Here is a 2,885-nt window from a genome sequence, read left to right on the forward strand (position 1 = left end):
GAGGGGCCTGATACCGGCGTTTCCCGGGACTGGGTATACAGGCTCCAAAGTCCGCCTTGGTTGTAGGTAACCTGATACCGGAGCTCCGCCCGGAGGCAGGGGAGGGGGGCGCTGGCGGCCAGCGCCTCCCGGTAGGCAGCCTCCGCCTGGGGCAGGAGCCAGCGTTCACAGTAGCGGAGATAGGAGCGGCACTGAAGCTGATAGTACCGGTGAATGCGCCGGGATACCCGGTCTGCCGCCGGTACCGGCCGTGGGACAGCTACCGAGGCCGTCAGTACAGGGATGTCCTCCACCGTCCACTCCCGCTCCGCCGCAAAGGGTTCCGTGTGCAGTTCCGCCAGACTGTCTCGTGCCATCTCCGCCGCTCCTTCCCATACTGCTGATATATACCCAGCTTATGGAGGAGGACAAACGGTGGTGCGGGGTCCGGGAAAATTTTGCTCTAGGCCTCTTTACTTTCACGCAATGAAGTGTTAAAATACAGAAAACAGCAGAGGAGACTGCCGGCGGGCGGTTTCTTCTGCCCAGTACAACAAGAGTGTGGAGGATACCATACTATGGTCAAGATCGGCAAGAAGGAGAAGAGCGGGCTGCTGTATAAGGCCATTTTGCAGCTGAAGGACGAGCAGGAGTGCTATGACTTTTTCCAGGACCTGTGCACTGTCTCTGAGCTCCGGTCCATGGAGCAGCGCTTTGAGGTGGCGTCCCTGCTGGACGACGGCATGATCTACAACGACATTTTAGAGCGTACCGGAGCCTCCAGTGCCACCATCAGCCGGGTCAACCGCTCATTGAGCTACGGCGCGGGGGGCTATGCCAAGGTCTTTGCCCGGATGAAGAAAAAATGAGCGGATATGATGCCCTGGCCTCCAGCTACGACGGTCTGATGGCCGACGGCGCCTACCGGCGGCGGGCGGATTTTCTGGAGCGGCTGTTTCGGAAGGGGGGCATTCCGGTTCACAGTGTGCTGGACCTGGCCTGCGGCACCGGTACCATCGCCTGCCTTCTGGCGGAGCGGGGATACCGGGTGACTGCCACAGATGGCTCGGAGGAGATGCTGACCCAGGCTATGGCAAAGGCATCCTGTCTGGAGGGGGAGCCTCCGCTGTTTCTCCACCAGGCCATGCCACGCCTGCGGCTGATTCAGCCTGTAGATGCGGCGGTCTCCACTTTGGATTCCCTGAACTACCTGACCAGAAAGCAGGAGCTTCAGGAGACCTTCCGCCGGGTGTACCGCTGGCTGAAGCCCGGGGGGCAGTTCATCTTCGACGTGAATACCCCCTATAAGCTGCGGCGGATGGACGGACAGATGTATATGGATGAGACGGAGGAGAGCTTCTGCGTGTGGCGGACGTTTTTTTCTGAGAGGACGAAGGTCTGTACCTACCAGGTAGACCTCTTCCAGCTGCGCTCGAATAGCGCCTGGGAGCGGGATTTTGAGGAGCACCGGGAGCGGGCCTGGGAGGCAGAGGAGCTGCAGCAGTATCTGGCGGAGGCGGGGTTCACACGGGTCTCCATCACCGGGGATCTGTCTGTGCGCCCCCCGGCGGCGGACGAGGACCGCTGGATTGTGCGGTGCGTGAGAGAATTGGAATCAATATAAGGAGTATTATCCTATGAGCGATCAGCTGGTACGGGCAATTACAAAGGACGGCATGGTGAAGGCCGTGGCGGTCTCTACCCGGGACTTGACGGAGCGGGCGCGGCAGATCCACAGGACCCTGCCGGTGGCTACAGCGGCCCTTGGCCGGACCCTGGCGGCGGCCTCCATGATGGGCAATGCCCTGAAGGAGGACGGAGCCAGTCTGACTCTGCGCATCCAGGGCGGCGGCCCATTGGGTATCCTTTTGGCGGTGTCGGATAATCAGGGCAATGTCCGGGGGACGGTGGACAATCCGGCGGTAGATATTCCCCTGCGTCCCGACGGGAAGCTGGACGTAGGCTCCGCCGTAGGCTGCTGCGGCACGTTGACCGTCATCCGGGACCTGCATATGAAGGACCCCTACGTGGGCAGCGTGGGTCTGCTGGGAGGCGAGATTGCCGAGGATCTGGCGGCCTATTTTGTGGAGTCCGAGCAGATTCCCACGGCCTGCGGCCTGGGAGTGCTGGTGGATCGGGATCAGAGCGTCATGTCGGCAGGAGGATATATCATCCAGCTGCTGCCCGGCGCAGGGGAGGATGTCATCGCCAAGGTAGAGGGCGGCGTCATGGCCGCAGGTTCTGTGACGGGACTGCTGAGCGGGAACAGCAGCCCGGAGGAGTTGCTGCGGCAGGTGCTGTCTGATTTTGAGCTGGAGATTCTGGAGCGGTCTCCCATCGAGTACCGCTGTGACTGCAGCCGGGACCGGATGGAGCGGGCGCTGATCAGCCTGGGCCCGGAGGAATTGAAAGGTATCATCGACGAGCAGGGCGGCGCGGAGCTGACCTGCCGCTTCTGCGATAATGTGCAGACCTTTACGAAAGCGGAGCTGAAAGTCCTTTTGGAGGGGATTCGGAAAAAAATTTAAAAATTTCGTAAAATTGGGTTGACAGAACGGTCCTCTTTGCGTATAATAACTTTTGCCGTCTGACGGAAGACGGTGACCTGGGAGCATAGCTCAGCTGGTTAGAGCACCTGCCTTACAAGCAGGGGGTCACTGGTTCGAGTCCAGTTGTTCCCACCATGTTTCGATGGCCCGGTAGTTCAGTTGGTTAGAACGCTAGCCTGTCACGCTAGAGGTCGACGGTTCGAGCCCGTTCCGGGTCGCCATCTCCCACGGGATATGAAAATATCCCGTGGGTCCCCTCGGGGTTGAAATTCCCCTCTGCACCTTACAGTGCGGATAAAGATTTGCCCAGATAGCTCAGTTGGTAGAGCAGTGGACTGAAAATCCACGTGTCGCTGG

4 protein-coding genes and 2 tRNA genes are annotated in these 2,885 nt (G+C 60.1%); 5 read left to right on the forward strand and 1 reads right to left on the reverse strand.

Annotated features, from left to right (window positions below; translation table 11 throughout):
- Positions 1 to 356: hypothetical protein (locus tag QZ326_RS12550; RefSeq protein WP_295745803.1), on the reverse strand; the 356-nt coding region annotated here is incomplete at its 3' end.
- A gap of 201 nt (positions 357 to 557) precedes the next feature.
- Between QZ326_RS12550 and QZ326_RS12555 the strand changes: the two genes are divergently transcribed.
- From QZ326_RS12555 to QZ326_RS12575, 5 genes are all read left to right on the forward strand, one after another.
- Positions 558 to 848: a YerC/YecD family TrpR-related protein gene (locus tag QZ326_RS12555; RefSeq protein WP_295745806.1), complete on the forward strand. Its 291-nt coding sequence runs from the start codon at positions 558 to 560 to the stop codon at positions 846 to 848.
- Positions 845 to 1,603, forward strand: coding sequence for a class I SAM-dependent methyltransferase (locus QZ326_RS12560; RefSeq protein ID WP_295745809.1), 759 nt, complete (start codon positions 845 to 847; stop codon positions 1,601 to 1,603). The genes QZ326_RS12555 and QZ326_RS12560 overlap by 4 nt, the downstream gene beginning before the upstream one ends.
- 13 nt (positions 1,604 to 1,616) lie before the next feature.
- Entirely contained in the window at positions 1,617 to 2,507 is an 891-nt protein-coding gene (hslO, locus tag QZ326_RS12565) for an Hsp33 family molecular chaperone HslO (RefSeq protein WP_295745811.1), read from the forward strand.
- 79 nt (positions 2,508 to 2,586) lie between these two features.
- A tRNA-Val gene (locus QZ326_RS12570) sits at positions 2,587 to 2,663 on the forward strand.
- Between the two features lie 9 nt (positions 2,664 to 2,672).
- Positions 2,673 to 2,749 (forward strand) — tRNA-Asp (locus tag QZ326_RS12575).
- Positions 2,750 to 2,885: the final 136 nt, after the last annotated feature.

Origin of the sequence: uncultured Oscillibacter sp., from assembly GCF_910587525.1 — a bacterium.
GTDB lineage: Bacteria > Bacillota > Clostridia > Oscillospirales > Oscillospiraceae > Oscillibacter.